19 protein-coding genes are annotated in these 21574 nt (G+C 67.9%); 10 read left to right on the forward strand and 9 right to left on the reverse strand.

What is annotated here, in order from left to right; translation table 11 throughout:
- Positions 1–20: 20 nt before the first annotated feature.
- Positions 21–1613: a sulfatase gene (locus DXK93_RS25570; RefSeq protein WP_119451555.1), complete on the reverse strand. Its 1593-nt coding sequence runs from the start codon at positions 1611–1613 to the stop codon at positions 21–23.
- Positions 1610–2572, reverse strand: coding sequence for a tripartite tricarboxylate transporter substrate binding protein (locus DXK93_RS25575; RefSeq protein WP_119451556.1), 963 nt, complete (start codon positions 2570–2572; stop codon positions 1610–1612). The genes DXK93_RS25570 and DXK93_RS25575 overlap by 4 nt, the downstream gene beginning before the upstream one ends.
- A 143-nt stretch (positions 2573–2715) precedes the next feature.
- Here DXK93_RS25575 and DXK93_RS25580 point away from each other — a divergent pair, with 143 nt between their 5' ends.
- Entirely contained in the window at positions 2716–3666 is a 951-nt protein-coding gene (locus tag DXK93_RS25580; RefSeq protein WP_119451557.1) for a LysR substrate-binding domain-containing protein, read from the forward strand.
- Here DXK93_RS25580 and DXK93_RS25585 read toward each other — a convergent pair.
- Complete coding sequence (locus DXK93_RS25585) at positions 3639–4490, reverse strand: IclR family transcriptional regulator (protein WP_119451558.1); 852 nt, start codon at positions 4488–4490, stop codon at positions 3639–3641. The genes DXK93_RS25580 and DXK93_RS25585 overlap by 28 nt on opposite strands.
- Positions 4491–4602: 112 nt before the next feature.
- Here DXK93_RS25585 and DXK93_RS25590 point away from each other — a divergent pair, with 112 nt between their 5' ends.
- The 4 genes from DXK93_RS25590 (at position 4603) to DXK93_RS25605 (ending at position 10605) form a co-directional block, all read left to right on the forward strand.
- Positions 4603–6957 (forward strand): cytochrome P450/oxidoreductase, encoded by a 2355-nt coding sequence (locus DXK93_RS25590; protein ID WP_119451559.1) that lies wholly within the window; start codon positions 4603–4605, stop codon positions 6955–6957.
- A gap of 233 nt (positions 6958–7190) precedes the next feature.
- A complete protein-coding gene (gene asd / locus DXK93_RS25595) occupies positions 7191–8054 on the forward strand; it encodes an archaetidylserine decarboxylase (protein ID WP_054454205.1) in 864 nt (287 codons plus the stop codon).
- A 103-nt stretch (positions 8055–8157) separates the two neighbouring features.
- Positions 8158–9384: an alpha-hydroxy acid oxidase gene (locus DXK93_RS25600; protein WP_119451560.1), complete on the forward strand. Its 1227-nt coding sequence runs from the start codon at positions 8158–8160 to the stop codon at positions 9382–9384.
- Between the two features lie 60 nt (positions 9385–9444).
- A complete protein-coding gene (locus DXK93_RS25605) occupies positions 9445–10605 on the forward strand; it encodes a metallophosphoesterase (protein WP_119451561.1) in 1161 nt (386 codons plus the stop codon).
- Between the two features lie 10 nt (positions 10606–10615).
- Here DXK93_RS25605 and DXK93_RS25610 read toward each other — a convergent pair whose 3' ends face one another.
- Positions 10616–11071 (reverse strand): Lrp/AsnC family transcriptional regulator, encoded by a 456-nt coding sequence (locus DXK93_RS25610; protein ID WP_054454198.1) that lies wholly within the window; start codon positions 11069–11071, stop codon positions 10616–10618.
- A 91-nt stretch (positions 11072–11162) separates the two neighbouring features.
- On the opposite strand from DXK93_RS25610, the gene DXK93_RS25615 reads away from it, so the two are divergent.
- Positions 11163–12359 (forward strand): MFS transporter, encoded by a 1197-nt coding sequence (locus tag DXK93_RS25615; protein ID WP_119451562.1) that lies wholly within the window; start codon positions 11163–11165, stop codon positions 12357–12359.
- A 29-nt stretch (positions 12360–12388) separates the two neighbouring features.
- On the opposite strand, the gene DXK93_RS32405 is transcribed toward DXK93_RS25615, so the two are convergent.
- Positions 12389–13792 carry a sensor domain-containing diguanylate cyclase gene (locus DXK93_RS32405; protein ID WP_233564615.1) on the reverse strand — a complete coding sequence of 468 codons (1404 nt, stop codon included), beginning with the start codon at positions 13790–13792 and terminating at the stop codon, positions 12389–12391.
- Positions 13793–13939: 147 nt separating this feature from the next.
- Entirely contained in the window at positions 13940–14761 is an 822-nt protein-coding gene (locus DXK93_RS25625) for a MetQ/NlpA family ABC transporter substrate-binding protein (RefSeq protein ID WP_119451563.1), read from the reverse strand.
- A gap of 158 nt (positions 14762–14919) precedes the next feature.
- Here DXK93_RS25625 and rocD point away from each other — a divergent pair, with 158 nt between their 5' ends.
- Together rocD and rocF are read left to right on the forward strand one after the other, a co-directional pair.
- Complete coding sequence (rocD, locus tag DXK93_RS25630; RefSeq protein WP_119451564.1) at positions 14920–16155, forward strand: ornithine--oxo-acid transaminase; 1236 nt, start codon at positions 14920–14922, stop codon at positions 16153–16155.
- Positions 16155–17117 carry an arginase gene (gene rocF / locus DXK93_RS25635; protein ID WP_054454192.1) on the forward strand — a complete coding sequence of 321 codons (963 nt, stop codon included), beginning with the start codon at positions 16155–16157 and terminating at the stop codon, positions 17115–17117. Before rocD ends, rocF begins: the two co-directional genes overlap by 1 nt.
- A gap of 16 nt (positions 17118–17133) precedes the next feature.
- Here the strand turns inward: rocF and DXK93_RS25640 are convergent, their stop codons facing one another.
- Entirely contained in the window at positions 17134–17874 is a 741-nt protein-coding gene (locus DXK93_RS25640) for an IclR family transcriptional regulator (protein WP_054454190.1), read from the reverse strand.
- A gap of 231 nt (positions 17875–18105) precedes the next feature.
- Between DXK93_RS25640 and DXK93_RS25645 the strand changes: the two genes are divergently transcribed.
- Both DXK93_RS25645 and DXK93_RS25650 read left to right on the forward strand, forming a co-directional pair.
- Positions 18106–19314: an ABC transporter substrate-binding protein gene (locus DXK93_RS25645; RefSeq protein ID WP_119451565.1), complete on the forward strand. Its 1209-nt coding sequence runs from the start codon at positions 18106–18108 to the stop codon at positions 19312–19314.
- 61 nt (positions 19315–19375) lie between these two features.
- Entirely contained in the window at positions 19376–20434 is a 1059-nt protein-coding gene (locus DXK93_RS25650; RefSeq protein WP_054454185.1) for an alcohol dehydrogenase, read from the forward strand.
- Position 20435: 1 nt separating this feature from the next.
- Here the strand turns inward: DXK93_RS25650 and DXK93_RS25655 are convergent, their stop codons facing one another.
- Positions 20436–20951: an RES family NAD+ phosphorylase gene (locus DXK93_RS25655; protein ID WP_054454184.1), complete on the reverse strand. Its 516-nt coding sequence runs from the start codon at positions 20949–20951 to the stop codon at positions 20436–20438.
- A complete protein-coding gene (locus DXK93_RS25660; RefSeq protein ID WP_054454182.1) occupies positions 20948–21415 on the reverse strand; it encodes an antitoxin Xre/MbcA/ParS toxin-binding domain-containing protein in 468 nt (155 codons plus the stop codon). The genes DXK93_RS25655 and DXK93_RS25660 overlap by 4 nt, the downstream gene beginning before the upstream one ends.
- Positions 21416–21574: the final 159 nt, after the last annotated feature.

Here is a 21574-nt window from a genome sequence, read left to right on the forward strand (position 1 = left end):
GGCGGCCTGCCCGCGCCACCTCACGCCAGCGCGCTGGGATAGGGGCTGGTGTCGATGTGTTCCAGCATGCCGTAGGCCAGCCGTTCCAGCAGCCGCGCGCGGTCGGCGGCATGCGCGGGGTCTTCCCACAGGTTGCGCAGCTCGTGCGGGTCCTGATTCAGGTCATAGAGCTCGCCCCAGCGCGCGCCGTCGTAGACCGTGACGCGAAATCCGTCGGCCAGCAGCGTGCGGCAGCGGATGCGGCTGTTGAAGCCCAGTATCACGCGCTGCCCTTCTTCCTCGATCATCAGCGCGTCGCGCACGGCAGCCTCGGTTCCTCCGATGAGGCCTGCCATGTCGCGCCCCTGGATGCCGTTATAGGGCTGCACGCCAGCGCGCGCCAGCACCGTGGGCGCGACGTCGATGGTGCTGAGCAAGGCGTCGCTTGCCGCGCCCGCCGTTCGCGCCGCGGCGGGGTCGCGCCAGATGAACGGCACGCGGGTCAGGCCGCGGTAATGGATGGGTCCCTTCAGCATCAACTGATGGTCGCCCAGGTAATCCCCATGGTCGCTGGTGAAGATCACCACCGTATTGTCGGCCAGCCCCAGCGCGTCGAGTTCGGCCAGCACGCGGCCGATCTGGTTGTCGATGTTGGCGATCGACCCATAGTTCAGCGCCAGCGCTTCGCGCGCCTCGCGCTCGTTGCAGGAAAAGATCGCGGGCGTGTGCTTGACCGCCGTGCCCGCGTCGCGCTGCGCGCGCAGCCAGGCCACGTGCGGCGGCGGCGTATCCTGGCCGTGGAACGACGCAGGCAGCTCCATGTCCTCGGGCTTGTGCAGGTCCCAGAACCGCCCCGGCGGCGTGAAAGGATGGTGCGGATCCGGAAACGAGCATTGCAGGAAGAATGGCTGCCCGGAAGCCGCATAGCCGCGCAACGCCTCGATGCCGCGGTCGGCGATGTAGGCAGTGGGATAGAGTTCTTCCGGCACGCGCGTGCGCCAGGCCTGGCGGATGCGCGTCAGCTCGTATTCCGGCGCGGGGATGGCATGAGCCGGGCCGATCAGCGCCTCGATCTCGGGATGCTCGCGCCGCAGCCAATGCCGGTAGTGACCGTGCACGTCGTCGCTATGGTCGTCGACCAGGTCTACCTGCTCGAAGCCGTAATACGGATAGCTCAGATCGTGGTCGGGGCGTTCGAGCCACAGCTTGCGCTGCTCCTGGTCGTACCGGCCGGCGTCAGGCTCGACCGCCTCGCGCGGCAATCTGTCTTCGGCGCGCACCGGCCACGATGGAGGTATGTCCGTCATGTTCTGCAGGTGCACCTTGCCGACCAGCGACGTGCCGTAGCCGGCTTCGCGCATGGCCTCGACGAAGGTGCGGCTGCGCAGCGACAGCGCGATGCCGTTGTGGCGCGCGCCGTGCGCGGACGGATAGCGGCCGGTCATCAAACTGGCGCGGTTCGGCATGCAGATGGGCGTGGCCACGTGCATGTTGTCGGCGCGCCAACCCGACTCGGCCAGACGGTCCAGGTTGGGCGTGTGGACCACGCGGTTGCCATAGGACCCCAAATGGTCGGCGCGGTGCTGGTCGGTAATGAACAGCAGGAAGTTGACGGGCTTCGCAGCGGACGTCATTGCTTCGCTCCCGACATCTCCACGGCGGAACGCCAGGCCGGCATGTCGCGCTTGACCATGTCGCCGAAGGCATCGGGCGTCATGTAGATCGGCACCATGCCCAGCGGCTGCAAGGCCTGCGCGAATGCGCTGTCGGTCAGTACCGCCTCCAGGTCCGCGTTCAGTTTCTTCACCACTGCGGGCGGCGTGCCGGCGGGCGCGAACAGGCCGATCCACGACCGCACGGCGACTCCGGCGGCCACGTCCGAGAACAACGGCACATCGGGCAGCGCCGCATACTTTTCAGTATTGGCCACGCCCAGCACCTTGACCTTGCCGGATGCGAGGAACGGAATGGCCGGCGCGATGCCGCCTATCATCAGCGGCACGTGGCCCGCGACCAGATCGGCCATCGCTGGCGCGGCGCCCTTATAAGGCGCGTGCACCACGTCCAGGCCGGCGGCGTGCTTCAACTGCTCCATTGCCAGCTGGTGCACCGTGCCCAGGCCGGGCGAGCCATAGGTGTACTTGCCGGGATTGGCCTTGATCAGTTTGACGGCATCCGCCAGCGTCGACGCCGGAAACTCGGCATTGGCCAGCAGCACCACCACGTTGTCCGCCACCAGGCCGACCGGCGCGAAATCGCGCACCGGGTCGTACGGCAGGCTGGAATACAGCGCGCTGTTGATGCCGTGCGTGTTGGTGGTGCCCATCAGCAGCGTATAGCCGTCGGGCGCGGCGCGCGCCACCATGGACGCGGCGATGTTGCCGCCCGCGCCCGGCTTGTTCTCCACTACCAGCGTGTAGCCGCGCGGCTCCAGGCGCTGCGCCAGTTGGCGCGCCAGCACGTCCACCGCACCGCCGGGCGAGAACGGCACCACGATCTGCACCGGCCGCGCCGGGTAGGTATCCGCAGCCGCCGCCGCACCCGCAATGCCACAGGCCCAGCTCGCGGCCAGGGCCATCCAGAACTTCTTCATGAATCGTCTCCATCCCGGCGTCCTTCCCGGCCCAGCCTGGGCAACGCCTGTCTTTCGTAGAGCGGCAAGTATGCCTAGCGCCCGGTGTCGGCGTGAAATGAAATAAACTGAACGATTCATAACCATTTGAATATGTATCGCCCATGCCTGACCGCGCCGGCACCCACCTCAAGCGACGTCATGCTGAGCTGCTGGTCGCACTGGACGACGAACGCCACCTGGGGCGCGCGGCCGAACGCCTGCATATGTCCCAGCCCGCCGCCTCCAAGGCGCTGGCGCAGCTGGAGGAACAGGTGGGCTACGCGCTATTCGAGCGCGGGACCCGGGGCACCCTGCCGACAAATGCCGGAATGGTTATGATCCGCCACGCCCGCCACAGCCTGGGCGCAGCCCAGCGCGTGGCGGCCGAACTGCGGGCCGCCGAAGAACGCGGCGCCAGCCTGCTGCGCCTGGGCACCCTGCCCTCGGCCGCGCCCCATCTGGCGCCGCAACTGATCGCCCATCTGCTGGGCCTGGCGCCGCGGCTGGAAGTGAAACTGGTGGAAGGCGCGCTCGGCGAACTCATGGACAAGCTGGCGCGCGACGAGCTGGACATCGTGCTGGGCCGCCTGGGCAGCCGCCTGCTGCCCGCGGACTGCGAGGTGATCCGCCTGCACGAAGAACCTATCCTGGTGGTGGCGCGCCCCGGCCATCCGCTGGCGGCAAGCGAGGCGCTCGCGGCCGCCGAACTGGCGCGCTGGCCCTGGGTGCTGCCGCTGGAAGCCACCATGATGCGCGAGCGTCTGGACGAGGCTTTCGTGCATGCCGGCGCGCACGCACCAGTTTCCAGTATCCAGTCCAATTCGCTGCTGGCCACCCTGGCCCTGCTGGCCCAGGACGATCGCCTGGCTGCCTTGCCCCAGGCGATTGCGCGCTACTGCGAGCGGCAAGGCAGCGTGACCGTGCTGCCGCTACGGCTGGACGCCAACTTCGGCGCCATCGGCGCCGTGGTCAACCGCAACACGGCCGGCATGCCGGTGGTGCAGGCGGCGATGGCGTGGCTGCGCGGCTTGTCGGCAGGCGCGAATCAGACCGCGCCGGACCCAGGCGCCTGATATCCCAGCAGCACGCTGGCGGCTTCGGCCTCGCGCCGTACCGCCTGCGCGATCGGGCCGTCCGCCGAGGCGTCGAATCCGCCCGTCGCGCCCAGCGCAGTCAGCGCGGCGCAGGGGCGGCCGTTGTGGTCCAGGAGCGGCGCCGACACCGCGCTGATGCCCTTCAGATTGGTGTCGCGCACCGTGGCGCAGCCGTCGGCCAGCACCTGGCGGCGCAGGCGGCCGATGGGGTCGGAGGCGTCCAGCAACGCCCGCATGTCGGCGGGCGCACGAGCCAGTTCGGCCTCGGCCAGTGCCCGCACCCGCGCATCGTCCTGCAAGGCCAGGAACACCCGCCCGGTGGCGGACCACAGCATGGACAGCACCGAGCCCATGCGCACGTTGACCGTCACCGGCAGGCCCGGTTCTTCAAAGCGCACGATGGTCGGCCCCTTGTTGCCCATGACCGCGATGAAGCAGGTCACTTCCAGGCCTTCGCGCAGGCGCACCAGGCTGGGCTCGGCCAGGCGGATGGGATCGGCCTGGCGCAGCGCGGCCAGGCCCAGCAGCATCGCTTCCAGTCCCAGGTAGTACTGTTGAGTGGCGGCATCCTGCGCCACCAGGCCCTCTTCCATCAGGCTGACCAGGTAGCGGTGCACCTTGGCGGGGCTTTCGTCCACCTGCGCGGCCAGCAGCGTGAGGCTGGCACGGCCGCCCAGCCGGCCCAACCCCTTCAGCACCGCCATGCCGGTTTCAGCGGCCTGCACGCGCTGGCGCCGTTCGCGCGGCCGGGGCGCGTCGGTAGTCTGGGTGGGGACGGACGAAGGTTCGGGAGTCTGGGTCATGGACGCGGGTTGGGGGCTGCCAGGCGGCTGCGGATGCAGCCCGGAGATTACCCCAATTGAATAATTACGCAATGCGTATATGATTTACGCAATTGTAATCCGGAGCGACGACATGGGCCACCCAACCACCCCTGCAACCCCCGCGCCCGCCAGTACCGGCGGCTGTCCCATCGACCATGCCGCGCTGGCGCGTGCCCAAGGCTGTCCGGTCAGCCCGCGCGCCGCGGAATTCGATCCGTTCGGCGACGGCTACCAACAGGACCCGCCCGAGTACGTGCGCTGGGCGCGCGAACAGGAACCCGTGTTCTACAGCCCCAAGCTGGGCTATTGGGTGGTCACGCGCTACGACGACATCAAGGCCGTGTTCCGCGACAACCACACCTACAGCCCCTCCATCGCGCTGGAAAAGATCACGCCGACCGGCCCCGAGGCCAACGCAGTGCTGGCCAGCTACGGCTACGCGATGAACCGCACCCTGGTCAACGAGGACGAACCGGCCCACATGCCGCGCCGCCGCGTGCTGATGGATCCGTTCACGCCGGACGAACTCAAGCACCACGAACCCATGGTGCGGCGCCTGACGCGCGAGTATGTGGACCGTTTCATCAACGACGGCCGCGCCGACCTGGTCGACCAGATGCTGTGGGAAGTGCCCTTGACCGTCGCCCTGCACTTCCTGGGCGTGCCCGAGGAGGACATGGATCTGCTGCGCCAGTACTCCATCGCCCACACCGTCAATACCTGGGGCCGGCCCAAGCCGGAAGAACAGGTGGCGGTGGCGCATGCGGTAGGTAATTTCTGGCAACTGGCGGGCAAGATCCTGGACAAGATGCGCCAGGATCCCGATGCCCCGGGCTGGATGCAGTACGGCATCCGCAAGCAGAAGGACCATCCGGAGGTCGTCACCGACTCGTACCTGCATTCGATGATGATGGCCGGCATCGTCGCGGCGCATGAGACCACCGCCAACGCCTCGGCCAACGCCATCAAGCTGCTGCTGCAGCATCCCGACGCCTGGCGCGAACTGTGCGAGGACCCCGGCCTGCTGCCCAACGCGGTCGAGGAATGCCTGCGCCACAACGGCTCGGTCGCGGCCTGGCGCCGCCTGGCCACGCGCGACACCGAGATCGCCGGCGTGGCGATTCCCGCGGGCGCCAAGCTGCTGATCGTGTCCTCGTCGGCCAACCACGACGAACGCCATTTCGCCGACGCCGACTTCTTCGACATCCGCCGCGACAATGCCAGCGACCAGCTGACCTTCGGCTATGGCGCGCACCAGTGCATGGGCAAGAACCTGGCGCGCATGGAGATGCAGATCTTCCTGGAAGAGCTGACCCGCCGCCTGCCGCATATGCGCCTGGCCGAACAGCAGTTCACCTACGTGCCGAACACCTCGTTCCGCGGCCCCGAGCATCTGTGGGTGGAATGGAACCCGGCCGACAACCCCGAGCGCCGCGACGCCGCCCTGCTGGATCAGGTGCAGCCGGTGCGCATCGGCGAGCCCTCGACCCACGCGATCAGCCGCAAGCTGGTGGTGACGCAGGTCACGGCCGCGGCCGACGGCATTGCGCGCATCAGGCTCGAATCGCCTGACGGCAAGCCGCTGCCGCGCTGGACGCCCGGCTCGCACATCGACGTCGAATGCGGCGACACGGGCCTGTCGCGCCAATACTCGCTCTGCGGCGATCCGGCCGCCGCGAATGCATTGGAGATCGCCGTGCTCAAGGAAACGGCAGGCCGCGGCGGTTCCGCCTGGATCCACCAGCACCTGCGCGCGGGCAGCATCGTGCGCGCACGCGGCCCGCGCAACCATTTCCGCATGGACGAAAGCGCCAAACGTCTGATCCTCATCGCCGGCGGCATCGGCATCACGCCCATCAGCGCCATGGCGCGCCGCGCGCGCGAGCTGGGCCTGGATTACGAACTGCACTACAGCGGACGCTCGCGCGCCTGCATGGCCATGCTGGACGAACTGCTGCAGCTGCATGGCGCGCGCCTGCATCTGCATATCAGCGAGGAAGGCAGCCGCAACGACTTCGCCGCCCTGCTGTCCCGTCCCGAGGCCGGCGTCCAGATCTACGCCTGCGGCCCCGAGCGCATGCTGGATGCCCTGCAAGCCGCCTGCGCCGCCTGGCCCGAGGACAGCCTGCGCGTGGAGCACTTCCATTCCACGCTCGCCACCCTGGACCCGTCCAAGGAACACGCCTTCGAGGCCGAGCTGAAGGACTCCGGCATCGTCGTGCAAGTGCCTGCCGACCAGACGCTGCTGAGCGCGCTGCGCAGCGCCAACATCGACGTGCAGAGCGATTGCGAGGAAGGTCTCTGCGGCTCCTGCGAGGTGCGCGTGCTGGGCGGCGCGGTCGATCACCGCGACGTGGTGCTGACCCGCGCCGAACGCGAGGCCGGCACCCGCATGATGGCTTGCTGCTCCCGCGCCCAGGGCAAGCGCATCGTGCTGGAGCTGTAGCGGCTGGCGTGCCTGCAATGTCGCGCCCTTGCGCCCGGCGGCGCATGCGCGCATTCATATGCCTGAAGTGCGCCTGAAAGCGGTAGAATTCACCCCTCTGCTCATCACCACATCGTCCCGCTGCAACGCGGGACGACGTTTTTTGACGCGGCCAGTCCCGGGCCTGAAGGCGGGCCCCTTGCGGGCCGGCCCGTGCCGCGGCCGGCCGCGGGGTAATTTCTCAGCGCTCCTAGATGCCGATCAAAGACCAACTATTCCTCGCCAGCCAGTATCTTGCCCCTCACCACCTGGTGTCGCGGCTCTTCGGGTACGCATCCGACTGCCGGGAACCCGCGGTCAAGAACTGGATGATTTCGCGCTTCGTCCGCCGCTATGGCGTGGACATGCGCGAGGCGCTGCAGGAAGACCCGCTGGCCTATGACTGCTTCAACGACTTCTTCACGCGGGCATTGAAAGAAGACGCGCGGCCCCTGGACGACGAGCCGGGCTCGGTGGTGTGTCCGGCCGACGGCGCCATCAGCCAGATGGGCGCTATCGAACATGGCCGCATCTTCCAGGCCAAGGGCCATAGCTACGGCCTGGCCGACCTGCTGGGCGGCGACGCCGAACGCGCGGCCCCGTTCCAGGGCGGCGAATTCGCCACCGTCTATCTGTCGCCCAAGGATTACCACCGCGTGCACATGCCGGTCGCCGGCACTCTGCGCGAAATGATCCACGTACCCGGCCGCCTGTTCTCGGTCAACCCGCTGACCGCCCGCAACGTGCCGCGCCTGTTCGCGCGCAACGAACGCGTGGTCTGCATCTTCGACACCGAGCACGGACCGATGGCCCTGGTGCTGGTGGGTGCCATGATCGTCGCGTCCATCGAGACGGTGTGGGCCGGCCTGGTCACGCCGCACAAGCGCCGCGTGAAAGCCACCCGCTACGACGACGCGGCGCGCGCCCCGATCCACCTGGCCAAGGGCGCGGAAATGGGCCGCTTCAAGCTGGGCTCCACCGCCATCGTGCTGTTCGGTCCCAACCAGATCCGCTGGGCCGACACGCCTGCCGTGCTGGGTCCGGTGCGCATGGGCGAACTGATGGCGCTGCCTGCGTAGTTTTCTCCGCAAATATTCGATTTATTCGAAATTGGATGTCTGGTTTTATTCGCTTTATGCGATGAATCGGCGTTGCTAGATTACGGGCTTTTGCCGGCCCGCCATGACATCCCTGCTCTCGTCCTCCGCCAGTCCCCGCGCCGCCTCGGCCGACCGCCCCTTGCCCCGCGCGCTGGCGCGCATGCTATCGCTGGACGACTTCGAGGCGGCGGCGAAACGCCGCCTGCCGCGGCCGATCTTCGGCTATGTCGCGGGCGCGGCCGAAGACAACCAGTCCCTGCGCGGCAACCGCAACGCCTTTACGCAGTACGCGTTTTCGCCGCGCGTGCTGGTGGACGTGTCGCGCCGCACGCAGCAAACCGAACTCTTCGGCCGCCGCTATGCCTCGCCCTTCGGCATTGCTCCGATGGGCATCAGCGCGCTGTCGGCCTACCGCGGCGACATCGTGCTGGCCCGCGCCGCGCGTGAGCAAGGCATACCCGCCATCCTAAGCGGCACCTCGCTGATCCCGCTGGAAGACGTCATCCGCGCGGCGCCCGGCACCTGGTTCCAGGCCTATCTGCCTGGCGATCCGCAGCGCATCGACGCGCTGGTCGAACGCGCCCGCCGCGCCGGCTACGAAACCCTGGTGCTGACGGTGGACATTCCCGTGTCGGCCAACCGCGAGAACAACGTGCGCACCGGCTTCTCCACCCCGCTCAAGCCCAGCCTGCGCCTGGCCTGGGATGGCTTGACGCGGCCGCGCTGGCTGGCCGGCACGTTCATGCGCACGCTGTTGGCCCATGGCATGCCGCATTTCGAGAACTCCTTTGCCACGCGCGGCGCGCCGATCGTGTCGTCGTCGGTGCTGCGCGACTTCAGCGCGCGCGATCACCTCAGCTGGGAACATGTGGCGCGCATCCGCCGCCAATGGCCAGGCACGCTGATCATCAAGGGCATCCTGCATCCGCAGGACGCGGCGCTGGCGCGCCAGCACGGCGCAGACGGCATCATCGTGTCCAACCATGGGGGCCGGCAATTGGACGGCGCGGTCTCGCCGCTGCGCGCCCTGCCCGCCATCGCCGAGGCCGCCGGCAACATGACCGTGATGATGGACAGCGGCGTGCGCCGCGGCAGCGACGTGCTCAAAGCCCTGGCGCTGGGCGCGAGCTTCGTCTTCGTCGGCCGGCCCTTCAACTATGCGGCCGCAGTCGGCGGCGAGGCCGGCGTATCGCACGCCATCGGCCTGCTGCGCGCCGAGGTCGACCGCAACATGGCGATGCTGGGCATCAACCATGTACAGGAGATGGGACCGGATTTGCTCGTGCGGGAGTATCCGCACCCGGCATAGAATGGCGGTTCCCTTGCCCCGCGCGCCGCTGCTCCCGGCCTGGCGCGCCCCAGAGCCGCCGTGTCCCTACGCCAATCCTCATTCTTCCTGCGCTTCCTGACCCTGGGCGCCCTGGCTCACGTCTACGTGGGCGCCCGCCTGATCCCCGACGCCCAATTGGGCGGAGCGGGTTCCGCCGCCGCCATTCTTGCCTTGCTGCTGTCCTGCATCCTGATCCCGCTGGGGATGCTGGGGCGTTCGTCCGTGCACCCGCCCTGGGGCGACCGCATTGCCTGGGTCGGGCTGTTCGCGATGGGCCTGTTCTCGTCGCTGTTCGTGCTGACGGTGCTGCGCGACGCTTTGCTGCTGGTGACGTGGCTGGCGAATCTACTGATCGGCGCCGATCTGCCTTGGACCACGCTGCGCCGGGTCAGCGCCTGGGCCGTGCCCATATTGGCCCTCGCCGGAACATTGGTCGGCCTGTACAACGCCCGCAAGCGGGCGCGCGTGGTCGATGTGGACGTGCCCATCGCCGGCCTCGCGCCCGACCTGGACGGCTTCACCATCGTGCAGATCAGCGACATCCACGTTGGCCCGACCATCAAGAAACGCTACGTGCAGGCCATCGTCGACGCCGTCAATGAACAGCTGCCGGACATGATTGCGATCACCGGCGACGTGGTCGACGGCAGCGTCGAGCAGCTTTCCGTACAGGCCAGCCCGCTGGGCCAGCTGCGCGCGCCCCATGGGGTCTATCTGGTGACCGGCAACCATGAATACTATTCGGGCGCCACGCCCTGGATCGCCGAGTTCCGCCGCATGGGGCTGCGCGTGCTGATGAACGAGCACGTGGTCATCCACCCCGCCGGCCTGCCCGTGGTGGTGGCGGGCATCACCGACTACAGCGCCGGCTCGTTCGATCCGCAGCATCGCAGCAATCCCAAGGCGGCGCTGGCGGGCGCGCCCGCCGACGCCATGCCCCGGATACTGCTGGCGCACCAGCCGCGCAGCGCGGCGGCGGCCGAGCCACTCGGCTATACCCTGCAACTGTCCGGCCATACGCATGGCGGACAGTTCTTCCCATGGGGTTTCTTCGTGCGCTTCCAGCAGCCCTATACGGCCGGCCTGCATCGCCTGGGCAAGATGTGGATCTACATCAGCCGCGGCACGGGCTACTGGGGACCGCCCAAGCGCCTGGGCGCACCCTCCGAGATCACGCGCCTGCGGCTGCGCGCGGCCTGAACGGCGCGGCTCAGCCGTTGTCCGGCAAGGGCCCGCGTTCCAGATAGCTGGTCAGGGCGATGTCGCTGGTGGTGTTGGTGATGCCGTCGATCTGATGGATGCGGGCCAGCAGCGCCTCCAGCGCCTGCGTATCACGCACGCGCACTTTCAGCAGCATGGCGCTCTTGCCGGTGATGGTGTGGATCTCTTCCACCTCGGTCAGCTCGGCCAGCCCCAGCACCTGCTGCGTAATGGTCCAGTTGTTGGTGTCCACGTGCACGAAGGCCAGAAGCGGCCGGCCGATGCGCGCGCCGTCCAGTTTGGCGGCAATGCCCTTGATCAGACCATCGCGCTTGAGGCGCTTGACCCGTTCATGCACGGCCGGGGCGGAGAGGTTCAGCATTTTGCCCAATTCGGCGTAGCTGGGGGAGGCATCGTCGGCCAGCAGCGTTAACAGCTTTCGGTCGCGGTCATCAAGATCAGGCATTGGAATCAGGTTCTGCCGAACGGCATTCGAACTTTTACGGAATAAGGAAATATAAGCGTTAACCCTTATTTTATTCCAATAAAATTTCGCGATGCAGAACCGTAGCACCCGCAGCGCCCGCCCCGCCTCTTCCGTCCCCGCCCTGATGTTCGCCGTCAGCGTCGTAGGCTCCAACGGCCTGGCGCTCAGTCCCATCCTGAGCGACGTGGCGCGCTCCTTTTCCACCTCGCCGCTGACCATCAGCACCGCCATTTCCGCCTATGGCGCGGCCACGGCCGCCAGCGCTTTCTTCCTGGCCGCACGCATCGACCGCATCGGCGTACGCCGCTCGCTGCTGGGCGCGATGGCGGTCCTGATTGCCGCGTTGATCCTGTCCGCCTGCGCGCCGCACTGGGTTGTGCTGACGCTGGCGCAAGCCTTGGCGGGCGCCGCTGCGGGGGTCATCCTGCCCGCCGCCTATGGATCTGCCGCGCTGATCGCGCCGCCTGGCCAGGAGGCGCGCACCCTGGGACGCGTCATCGCGGGCTGGTCGGTGTCGCTGGTGGCGGGCGTACCGCTGTCCGCGCTCATCTCCGACGCGGTGGGCTGGCGCGCCACCTACGCCACGCTGGCGCTCTGCGCCGCCATTGCCGTGCTCGGGCTACGCAAGCTGCCGGAACGCCGCGCCGGGAATCCCGCGCCGCTGCGCCTGTCGCGCCTGCTGGCGCCGCTGTCCTACCGCGACGTGCCCGCCCTGCTGTTGGGCTGCCTGGCGTTCTCGTCGGCCTTCTATGGCGTCTACGCCTTCCTGGCGGACCACGTGCGCGGCCTGCTCGCGCTGTCTGCAGGACAGGTGGGCTTCATCGCTTTCGCCTACGGAGCGGGGTTCCTGCTGGCGGGGGTGGCTGGCGCGCCGCTGATCGAGCGGCTGGGGCCGCGCCGCGCCCTGCCGTTGGCGCTGGGCGTGATCGCGCTGGTATATCTGGGGCTGCTGCCGGCCGCGCATGCGTTGAGCGCGGTGCTGGCCATCGCCACGCTATGGGGCGCGGCCTCGCAGCTGAGCCTGAACCTGCTGGTGCTGCTGCTGTCGCGCGCCCGGCCCGAAGAGCGCGGCGCGGTGCTGGGGCTGAACACCTGCACCACCTACCTGGGCGCAAGCGTCGGTACCGCGATCGCCGGCACCATCTACACCCACGCGGGATTCGAAGCGCTGGGCCTGGCCGCGGCCTGCGCCCTGGCTGCCGCGGCGGTGGGCCTGCATTGGCGGCTCAATGGCCGGCGCTCGGCGCGCGGCCAGGCGGCTGCCTGAATGCCATAGGCTGGCGGCAGCAACATCGATCAGTTGCGATACTCCACCGCGCAATCCCTGCCCGACCGCTTGGCTTGATAAAGCGCGAAATCCGCACGGCGCAGCACGTCCGAGGCGGTGGCATCGCCGGGCAGAAAGCCCGCAATGCCGCCGCTGACCGACAGCGTCACCACCGCCCCGTCGATATCCGCCGGATGCTGCCGCAGGCTGGTGCGCAGGCGCTCGCAGATCGCGCGCGCCACCGCCGCATCGGCGTCCGCCAGCAGCACCAGGAACTCCTCGCCGCCCAGCCGACCCACGGAATCGCCCTCGCGCAGACAGGCGCGCAGTTGATCGCAGAAATGCCGCAAAGCGATGTCGCCCCCCAGATGTCCATAGCGGTCGTTGACCTGCTTGAAGTAGTCCAGGTCCAGCATCAGCGCGGTGGTCGGACCGCCCGCGCCACGGCGGACGTCGGCCAGGCGCTCTTCCATCCGCTTGAGGATTTCGGCGCGATTCCAGCAGTCGGTCAGGCTATCCACCCGGGCCATGCGCTCCAGGGCGGCTTCCGCACGCCGGCTTTCGGTGACGTCCATGCCCAGGTTCACAACCTTGCCGTCGGGCAGTTTGACGTTGGACCAGAGCACCGACAATTGCTCGCCGTCGCGCGTGCGCGGCTGCCATTCGCGGAACGAGCGGTCGGGCCGCGCGACGACGCTATCCATCGCACGATCCCGTACGGCCGGATCGGGGTAGAACAGCGCAAAAGGGTTCAGGCTCAGCTTGATCTCGGCTTCGGACCAGCCGAAGCGCCGCACACAGGCGTCGTTCCACAAGGTGCAGCGGCCGTCCTGGTCGAAGGCGTTGATCAGCACCGGCGCCGACCGGAACAGCGCCCCGAACTGCGCGATGACTTCGTTGAGCCGCGCCAGCTCGCGCTCGCGGGCGGCGGCGTCCAGCACAGCGTGCTGCGCGAAACTGGCGAGTATGGCTTGCGCGCTGACGTAGGCTGACGCATCGGCCAGTTCGCGCCTGAAGAGGAAAGCGATGTGACCGCAGGCGACCCCGTTCGCGTCGAAAAGCGTACGCGCCACCCAGGCCCGCACGCGGGCTTCGGCCACCCAGGGATTGTCTTGCGGCGTGTCATGCAGGCAGACATGCGAGGTCTGATCCGCCAGCCGTGCGTGCAAGGCGTCACCCGCGCTCGCGGGACCAGCCGCCAGGCCAGCGCCGCAACTGGCGCTGGCGATCAGTTCCGTCCCGCCGCTGGCGTCCTGCAGCCGCACCCAGGCGTAGTCCACGCCCATGTCCGCGGCCGCGCGGCTGACCAGCGTTTCGAAAAAGCCGGCCTGCGGCCCCGCCGCCAGAATCGCGCTGGCCGCGGCCAGGATGCGGCCGTCATCGACGGGCAGGACCTGGGCACGGACGGCATCGTCGGACGATGGAATACGCATGGCGTGGGGCTCGAGAGTAGAGGGCGCGCCCTGCGGCGCAGCCAAGACGGCGCCTCATCTCCGGGCGGGAGGAAAATTGGGGCCAGTATACGAGCTATCCCTGAGCCGAACTGCCAAGAATCGTCAATGCCTACGCCCCTCGCCCCGCTACCAGGGAAAGTCGATCAGATCGCCATAAAGGCTGCGCAGCTTGGCCTTCACTTCGGCCGAGTTCTGGTAGATCGAGATGAACTTCAACAGGCGCGGGTCCTGCGCGCCGGCCGGCGTGGCCACCCAGCGGATGGCATAGCGCCGCACATTGGCCGGATCGGTGTTGTCAAAGGCCAGGCCGTCCTTCTCGTTCAAGCCGGCCTGCTTGGCGAAGGTGGTGTACGTGACGGACGCGGTCACGTCGTCGAACGTGCGCGCCGACTGCGAGCCTTCGATCTGCACGAACTTCAGTTTCCTGGGATTGGACACCACGTCTTCCAGCGCGGCCTGGTGCGCCACGCCGGGCTTGAGTTTGATCAGGCCGATGGATTCCAGCAGCAACAGCGCCCGGCCCGTGTTGACCGGGTCGTTCGGCACCGCGATGGTCGCGCCGTCAGGCACGGCGTCGCCCTTCTTCAGCTTTTTGGAAAACAGGCCGATGGTGGTGGAATAGCCGTAGGCGATGGGCTTCAAGTCCGCGCCGCGGCGCTGGTTGAAGAGTTCCAGGAAGGGTTCATGCTGGAAGAAGTTCGCGTCCACCGAGCCATCGGCGACCGCGATGTTGGGCAGCACCCAATCGTTGAACTCCACCAGCTTGACCTCCAGGCCCTCTTTCCTGGCCTGGGCGATGGCGATCTCGGTGGCGGCATTGGCCACGCTGGGGATCACGCCGATGCGCAGCGGCTTGTCCTGCGCCATGGCGGCGGAGGCGCAGGCCAGCGCCAACCCGGCCGCGGCCGCGCAGCGGGTGAATTTCAGTAGCAATTTGTGCAACAACATGAGAACCATCCAGGTAGGAAAACAGGGCATCGCCCGCGCAGCCGCTATTGTGCAGCAGCCCGCGGCGTCGCCCGGCAATGGCCTTTGTCACGCAATGGCAATGCCGCGGATCGGATTGCGGCGCTAAGATGGCTGCAATACCTCCTCGGGAGACGCTCATGAGCGCGGTATTGAACAATCAGCCCGGCGCACCGTCCGCCGCCAGCCACCGCGACCGCGTCGAAGATCAGCTCGGCGCGCACAACTACCACCCCCTGGATGTGGTCATCGCGCGCGGCAGCGGCGTCTGGCTTTACGACGTGGACGGCCGCAAGTACCTGGATTGCCTGTCGGCCTATTCCGCCGTCAACCAGGGGCACTGCCATCCCGCCATCCTGGCTGCGATGGCCGAGCAGGCGCAGAAGCTCACGCTGACCTCGCGCGCCTTCCGCCACGACCAGATGGCGCCGTTCTATGAAGACCTGGCGCGCCTGACCGGAGCGCACAAGATCCTGCCCATGAACAGCGGCGCGGAAGCCGTGGAAACCGCCATCAAGGCCGTGCGCAAATGGGGCTACGAAGTGCGCGGTGTGCCGGAAAACCAGGCCGAGATCATCGTCTGCGCCAACAACTTCCATGGCCGCACGCTGGGCATCGTGGGCTTCTCTACCGATCCCGACGCCTACGGCCACTATGGGCCGTTCGCGCCGGGGTTCAAGATCGTTCCCTTCGGCGATTACGACGCCTTCGACGCCGCCATCACGCCCAACACCGTGGCATTCCTGGTGGAACCGATACAGGGCGAAGCCGGCGTGGTCCTGCCGCCTGCGGGCTATTTCGCTCGGGTCCGCCAGCGCTGCACCGAACGCGGCATCACGCTGATCCTGGACGAGATCCAGACCGGCCTGGGCCGCACCGGCAAGCTGCTGGCCGAAGAGCACGAAGGCATCGAAGCCGACGTCACCCTGATCGGCAAGGCGCTGTCGGGCGGCTTCTACCCCGTGTCGGCGGTGCTGTCCAACGCCGACGTGCTGGGCGTGTTCCAGCCCGGCCAGCACGGCAGCACCTTCGGCGGCAACCCGTTGGCCTGCGCCATCGCGCGCGCCGCGCTGCGCGTGCTGACCGAGGAAGGCATGATCGAAAACGCGGCCGCCATGGGCGCCTACTTCCTGGATCGCCTGCGCACCCTGCCCGGCCCCGTGCGCGAAGTGCGCGGTCGCGGCCTGATGCTGGCCGTGGAGCTGGAGCCCGATGCCGGCGGCGCGCGTCTGTGGTGCGAACGCCTGCAGGCACGCGGGATGCTGGTCAAGGACACGCACGGCCACACGCTGCGCCTGTCGCCGCCCCTGATCGTGACGCGCGAGCAGATCGACTGGGCCTGCGATCAATTGAGCGCGGTACTATCCGCCACTTGATGCACCCTACCGGAGTCCGCGACTTGCAGAACACCGCCAACCTGCCCCACCACATCACCCTGATCGGCGCGCCCACCGACATCGGCGCCGGCGCGCGCGGCGCGTCCATGGGGCCAGAAGCCCTGCGCGTGGCGGACCTGGGCCCGGTCATCGAGGCCCAGGGCTTCCAGGTGACCGACCGCGGCAACCTCTACGGCCCCGCCAATCCCTGGCTGCCGCCTACGGACGGCTACCGCCACCTGGACGAAGTCGCGGCATGGAACCGTGCGGTGCACGATGCCGTCTACGAGGAATTGAGCCAGGGCCGCTTGCCCATCCTGCTGGGCGGCGACCACTGCCTGGGCATAGGCTCGATCAGCGCGGTCGCGCGCCACTGCCGCGCAGCGGGCAAGAAGCTGCGCGTGCTGTGGCTGGACGCCCATGCCGACTTCAATACCAACGCGCTCACCCCCACGGGCAACATCCACGGCATGCCGGTGGCCTGCCTGTGCGGTTACGGCCCGGCGCAGATCACGGGCCTGTCCGGCCAGACTCCCGACATCGAGCCGGGCTGGGTGCGGCAGATCGGCATCCGTAGCGTGGACCAGGGCGAAAAACGCCTGGTGCATGAGGCCGGCCTGGAAGTCTTCGACATGCGCTACCTCGACGAAATGGGCATGCGCGCCACCATGGAGGCGGCCTTGGCCGGGCTGGACGCCGACACGCACCTGCACGTGAGCTTCGACGTGGACTTCCTGGACCCGGAGATCGCGCCCGGCGTGGGCACCACCGTCCCCGGCGGCCCCACCTACCGCGAGGCCCAGCTATGCATGGAAATGATCGCCGATACCGGCCTCATGCGCTCGCTGGACGTGGTGGAACTGAACCCGGCCTTCGACGTGCGCAACAAGACCGCGGAGCTGGCGGTGGACCTCATTGAAAGCCTGTTCGGCAAGTCGACCCTGATGCGCCGCGGTTCCTGAGCCGCTTGCGCGGCCCCTAAGCTTCCCGGCCGAGACGGATCGCTTCCGCCGTCTCGCTCAACAAGCGCAGGTTCTCTGCGCGCCTCTCGGCAACGCGCGACGTGGGTCCCGCCATGCACAGCGCGTACCATTCGCCGCCCAGATCCAGCGCCACCGCCAGCCCGGTCAGGTCAGCCACGCTTTCGCCGGCGTTCTCGGCCCAGCCCCTGGCCGCCGTCCGCTCGATTTCATCCAGCAGCGCCTGGCGCGTGAGCAGCGTGCGATCCGTATAGCGTTCGTACCCGACATCCTCCAGGATGCTCTCGCGCTCGGCCGACCCCAGCCGCGCAAGAATCGCCTTGGCCACGGCGCTGGTATGCAAAGGCCGCCGCACCCCGGGTCGGGTCGCGTAGTGCACCGGGTGTGTGGATTCCGCCATGTCCAGGAACAGCACCGCGCCGTCCTGGATCTTGCCCAGCATCACCGTTTCATTGGCCGCATCGCGCAGCGCGGCAAGCTGCGGACGCACCCGTTCCATCCAGGGGTCGCCCGATTGGATCAGCCCGCACAAGGCGTGCAGCTTGGGCGTGGGGTAGTAACCGGCGCGCCGCCGGACCTCGTACAGATAGCCCCGCGCCACCAGCGTACGCACCAGCGCCAGGCAGCTGGACATGGGCGCGCCCAGGCCTTGCGCCAGTTCGGTCAGCGGCATCGGCCGCCGCTCCTGGGCGAACAGTTCGATCAGTTCCAGCGTTCTTGCGACGAGCTTCACTTCCATGCGTCTACCCCTCGCGCGGCATTCCTCCAGCCGGCGCAAGCGCGCTTCGACTTGGGAAATCCACCATGTTGACTTTTCATATGTGCGAACCTAAATTCTTGCACAAGAATTTTCTTTCACCAATGTGAAATAATTTTCGGCCAGATGGAGAACTGGCGCCCCGCAAGCAGATACACAGCATCCCAACGAGACACCAATAATTCGGCCCTCATCGGGCCGGGAGGCAAGCAGATGCGTATCAAACCCCTGTTGGCGGCGCTGGCCGCCTCGCTGGCCGCCTGCGCGGCCCAAGCCCAAACCGACGTGGTACGCCTGGGCGTATCCAACGACCGTTCCGGCATCTATTCCGACCTGGGCGGGCTGGGCTCCGAGATGGCCGTGCGCATGGCGGTCGAGGACTTCGGCGGCAAGGTCGCCGGCAAGACCGTCGAAGTCATGGGCGCGGACAACCAGAACAAGGCGGACGTGGCCTCGGCCCTGGTCCGCCGTTGGTTCGACACGCAAGGCCTGGTGGCCGTGGTGGACGGCGGCGCCAGCTCTGCGGGCCTGGCCGCCCAGGGCGTGGCGCGCGAAAAAGGCGGAACCGCCCTCATCAGCGGCGGCTTCGCCGGCGACTTCAGCGGCAAGCAGTGCAGCAATCTCAGCACGCAATGGGCGCCCGACACCTATGCCCTGGCCAATGCCGTGGTCAAGAGCGTGGTCGAAAGCGGCGGCAAGTCCTGGTACTTCATCACCACCGATTATGTCTTCGGCAAATCGCTGGAAGCCAACGCCTCGCGCTTCGTGGACAAGGCCGGCGGCAAGGTGCTGGGCAGCACGCGCCATCCCCTGGGCGCGCTGGATTTCGCTTCGTTCCTGGTGCAGGCGCAATCGTCCAAGGCCGACGTGGTGGGCCTGGCCAGCGCCGGCGGCGACCTGGTCAACCTGATCAAGCAGGCCCAGGAGTTCGGGCTGACCGGGGGCAAGCAGCGCATGCTGACCTTCCTGACCTTCATCAACGACGTGCAGGCGATGGGCCTGCCCGTGGCCCAAGGGCTGACCTTCCCCACCGGTTTTTATTGGGACGCGGACGAAGACACCCGGGCCTGGACCCAGCGCTGGCAGAAAAAGATGGGCGTGACGCGCGCGCCTTCCATCGTGCAGGCCCTGAGCTACGTCGCCACCACCCATTACCTGCAAGCCGCCCAGGCCGCCGGCACCTTCGACGGCGCGACAGTCAACCAGAAGATGCGCGAGTTGCCCATCACCACCAAACTGATCAAGAATGCCCGGGTGCGCCCCGAAGACGGCCGCGTCATCATGGATCTGTATCTGGTCGAAGTGAAAAAGCCCGCCGAATCCAAGTACCCCGGCGACTTCTACCGCATCCTGTCCACGGTGCCGGGCGAAAAGGTCTTCGTGTCCCTGGCGGACAGTGAATGCCCGACCGTGAAGAAATAGCCTTGCCACGCCGCGCCCGCCTCGCGGGCCGGCCGTAAAACCACCCAGGAGGAGACATCCCATGAAGTGCTATTGCGTCGTGAACTTCCGCGAGCCCTTGCAGGAAATGAACCAGCCCACGCCCACGCCGCAAGGGTCGCAGGTGCTGCTGAAGGTGCGCGCGGCTGGCGTTTGCCACAGCGATATCCACTTGTGGGAAGGCGGCTACGACCTGGGCCAGGGCCGCACGCTGTCGTTGAAGGACCGCGGCGTCTCGCTACCGCTCACCATGGGCCATGAAACCGTGGGCGCCGTCGTCTCCGCCGGTCCCGATGCCCAGGGACTGTCGGCCGACCGCAACTACCTGGTGTACCCCTGGATCGGCTGCGGCAACTGCCCGCCTTGCCTGGCCGGCATGGAAAACCACTGCTCCGCGCCCGCCTGCCTGGGCGTGCACCGCGCCGGCGGTTACGCCGACCACATCCTGGTGCCGCACCCGCGCTACCTGATCGACATCGGCGACCTCGATCCCGCGCAGATCGCGCCCTATGCCTGCTCGGGGCTCACCACCTACTCCGCGCTGAAGAAAATTGGCCCGGACATCTACCGTTCGCACCCCGTTGTCATCTTCGGCGCGGGCGGCCTGGGCCTCATGAGCCTGACGCTGATCAAGGCCCTGGGCGGCGCCGGCGCCATCGTCGTCGACATCGACCCCGCCAAGCGCCAGGCCGCGCTGGAAGCCGGCGCGCTCGCCGCCATCGACGGCGCCGCGCCGGACGCCGCGCAGCAGATCATCAAGGCGGCCGGCGGCAAACCCGCGCAGGCCGCCATCGACCTAGTCGGCGCGCCCGCGACTACCTCGCTCGCCTTTGACTTCCTAACCAAGGGCGGCAAGCTGATCATCGTGGGCCTGTTCGGCGGCGCATCGTCGTGGCCCATCGCGCTGATTCCCATGAAAGCCCTGTCCATCATCGGCAGCTACGTCGGCAACCTGACCGAACTGCAGGAACTGATGGAGCTGGTGCGGGCCGGCAAGGTGCCGCCCATGCCCGTGCACCGCCATGCACTGGCCGAGGCCGACAGCGTGCTGGCATCGCTGCGGGCGGGCAAGGTCGTGGGCCGCGCGGTACTGACGGACTGAACTAGACGGGGCGCAGGCGCGGATCGTAGATGAAGCGTTCGCGCCGCACCACTACGATGTGCTCGGCGTCGGGGTGCGCCGGATTGATCAGGAAATTGCAGTCCGGCACGCCCCGGTAAGGCACGATGGCGCTGGGCAGTTCAAGCAGCGCCGACACGCCGGACTGCACCCAGTTGTCGCCCACCGCCTGCGACGCTTCCGCGAAAGGCACGGCATCCCAGAACGGGTAGTCCTCGTGCAACTGCGTCAGGCTCAGCGCCTGGCGGGCTTCGTGTACGGCGCGCGGCACCGCCAGTTCGATCAGATAGCGGTTGGCCTGTTCGGACGCGCGGGCCGCAAAATGCACCACCGTTTCCAGCGCCGCCAGCGCCACGCTGGCCGAGGCATAGACCACCGCCGTGCCCGGGCTGTTGTAGCGCCCGCCCACGGCCGCGGCGCCCGCCCCGCTCAGGTCGTCGGCGCGGTATTTGCCTGCGGTAGTCCCGATACGCCAGATCGAAACGCTGTCGTCCGTCATGCGTAGACGCCCGCCGCGGCGCGCGCCAGCGTGTCCTCGACAATGCGGCTGCTGGCGTCGGAGGTCAGCAGCGACAGCGGCTTGACGTTGCCCAGGGCGGGCACTGGCGTGTTCAGCCAGGCGACGGCTTCTTCGTCGCTGCCCAGAACCTGGCGCGCCACCCGCGCCACCCGCGCGACGCGGGCCAGGCGGTCGGATTCGCCCAGCGGCAGCATCAGGCCTTCGCGGCTCCAGCGCGACAGCGAGGCCGCCTTGACCTCGGTGATGGCCATGATTTCCGACTTGGGCACTTGCAGGTAGTCGGCCGCGTCGTCGACCATCTGCGCAGGCAGGCCGCGGCGCACGTCGCGCGCCATGTCGACCAGGGGGCTGTCGACCAGGCTGCGGAACAACTGCTTGGCGCGCGCCGCCGCATGGCGGGACGGACGCTTGGCGGGGCTTTTTTCGAGGGCGGCTACGCTCATGGCCTGACTCCTGCAAGTCTGGGCGCCACGACTGCGGACGCACCAGAAATTCCAAATTGAATTCATGATATCCCATTTGGAAAGACTGTCACAAGATCCGTCCCCAACAATGCCATGCCTCCGGATAGGCGCGGGATTTGGGCATATCATAGGCGGCTG

The sequence above is a fragment of the Achromobacter sp. K91 genome (assembly GCF_003576205.1).
In the GTDB taxonomy this organism is placed as follows: Bacteria; Pseudomonadota; Gammaproteobacteria; order Burkholderiales; family Burkholderiaceae_B; genus Achromobacter; species Achromobacter aegrifaciens.

Excerpts from the sequence above, each read along its gene's own strand:
- DXK93_RS25570 (WP_119451555.1), bottom strand. The coding sequence starts at position 1,613 with ATGACGTCCGCTGCGAAGCCCGTCAACTTCCTGCTGTTCATTACCGAC.
- DXK93_RS25575 (WP_119451556.1), bottom strand. The coding sequence starts at position 2,572 with ATGAAGAAGTTCTGGATGGCCCTGGCCGCGAGCTGGGCCTGTGGCATT.
- DXK93_RS25580 (WP_119451557.1), top strand. The coding sequence starts at position 2,716 with ATGCCTGACCGCGCCGGCACCCACCTCAAGCGACGTCATGCTGAGCTG.
- DXK93_RS25585 (WP_119451558.1), bottom strand. The coding sequence starts at position 4,490 with ATGACCCAGACTCCCGAACCTTCGTCCGTCCCCACCCAGACTACCGAC.
- DXK93_RS25590 (WP_119451559.1), top strand. The coding sequence starts at position 4,603 with ATGGGCCACCCAACCACCCCTGCAACCCCCGCGCCCGCCAGTACCGGC.
- asd (WP_054454205.1), top strand. The coding sequence starts at position 7,191 with ATGCCGATCAAAGACCAACTATTCCTCGCCAGCCAGTATCTTGCCCCT.
- DXK93_RS25600 (WP_119451560.1), top strand. The coding sequence starts at position 8,158 with ATGACATCCCTGCTCTCGTCCTCCGCCAGTCCCCGCGCCGCCTCGGCC.
- DXK93_RS25610 (WP_054454198.1), bottom strand. The coding sequence starts at position 11,071 with ATGCCTGATCTTGATGACCGCGACCGAAAGCTGTTAACGCTGCTGGCC.
- DXK93_RS25615 (WP_119451562.1), top strand. The coding sequence starts at position 11,163 with ATGCAGAACCGTAGCACCCGCAGCGCCCGCCCCGCCTCTTCCGTCCCC.
- DXK93_RS32405 (WP_233564615.1), bottom strand. The coding sequence starts at position 13,792 with ATGCGTATTCCATCGTCCGACGATGCCGTCCGTGCCCAGGTCCTGCCC.
- DXK93_RS25625 (WP_119451563.1), bottom strand. The coding sequence starts at position 14,761 with ATGTTGTTGCACAAATTGCTACTGAAATTCACCCGCTGCGCGGCCGCG.
- rocD (WP_119451564.1), top strand. The coding sequence starts at position 14,920 with ATGAGCGCGGTATTGAACAATCAGCCCGGCGCACCGTCCGCCGCCAGC.
- rocF (WP_054454192.1), top strand. The coding sequence starts at position 16,155 with ATGCACCCTACCGGAGTCCGCGACTTGCAGAACACCGCCAACCTGCCC.
- DXK93_RS25640 (WP_054454190.1), bottom strand. The coding sequence starts at position 17,874 with ATGGAAGTGAAGCTCGTCGCAAGAACGCTGGAACTGATCGAACTGTTC.
- DXK93_RS25645 (WP_119451565.1), top strand. The coding sequence starts at position 18,106 with ATGCGTATCAAACCCCTGTTGGCGGCGCTGGCCGCCTCGCTGGCCGCC.
- DXK93_RS25650 (WP_054454185.1), top strand. The coding sequence starts at position 19,376 with ATGAAGTGCTATTGCGTCGTGAACTTCCGCGAGCCCTTGCAGGAAATG.
- DXK93_RS25655 (WP_054454184.1), bottom strand. The coding sequence starts at position 20,951 with ATGACGGACGACAGCGTTTCGATCTGGCGTATCGGGACTACCGCAGGC.
- DXK93_RS25660 (WP_054454182.1), bottom strand. The coding sequence starts at position 21,415 with ATGAGCGTAGCCGCCCTCGAAAAAAGCCCCGCCAAGCGTCCGTCCCGC.